We start from the raw sequence: 765 nt of genomic DNA on the forward strand, positions 1-765 counted from the left end.
CGCACATTGCGCGTCAACTGTTTGATGAAACCAACGAAAAAACGGCGATCATTTGTGGTGAAACCGCGGTTTCGTATGCAGAACTGGGCTCGAAAGTCACTTGTGTAATGCGCCACCTTAATGCCAGAGGGTTGCAACAAGGCAGCGTGGTGGCTATCTGTCTTCCACGAAGTGTGGAGCACTTGGTGATGACGTTGGCATGCTCACTGTCGGGCATGGTATGGGTACCATTGACTGCTCCTCACCTCATGACCGATTGGCTTATTTGCTCAGCAATTGCAACGCGGAACTGGTGGTCACGCAACACGGTGACGTTGTGGAATCCGTCACCTTCTCAGAGCTCCTCTGCCCCATCGCAAGTGAGGCTCCGTTGCCGAGTTATGAACAGTTGTCGCGTTTAAGTCAAAGCACCCAACGCTACTATCTGTATACCTCAGGCACCACTGGCAAGCCGAAATGCGTGGTGGTCAATAATCAGCGCGTCCAATGTCATTGGTCAAACCTGCCGTGAGTGGTCGATTTCGTCTCAGGATGTGATCATGTCCCGTGACACCGTATCACCAGATATGTCGGGCGTTTTGACGTGTTTGCTGGCGTTTAGCACGGGCGCGCTGGTGACTTCCTGGCGCGATGGTGAAAAGATGCGTTGAAATGGAACCAATTGATCGAGCAGCATAAGGTGACGATTTGGGTGTCAGTGCCGGCGATTTTGGAAATGCTGCTTTCTTGCTCGCAAGGCTCGCAACTGCAATCGTTGCGTTTGGT

Annotated in this window: 1 pseudogene; it reads left to right on the forward strand. The window is 52.3% G+C overall.

Annotated elements, in window-relative coordinates:
• Positions 1 to 83: 83 nt before the first annotated feature.
• Positions 84 to 511: pseudogene (locus tag CIK04_RS34995) on the forward strand (AMP-binding protein).
• The last annotated feature ends 254 nt before the right edge of the window (positions 512 to 765 follow it).

The organism is Vibrio sp. 03_296 (assembly GCF_002265885.1).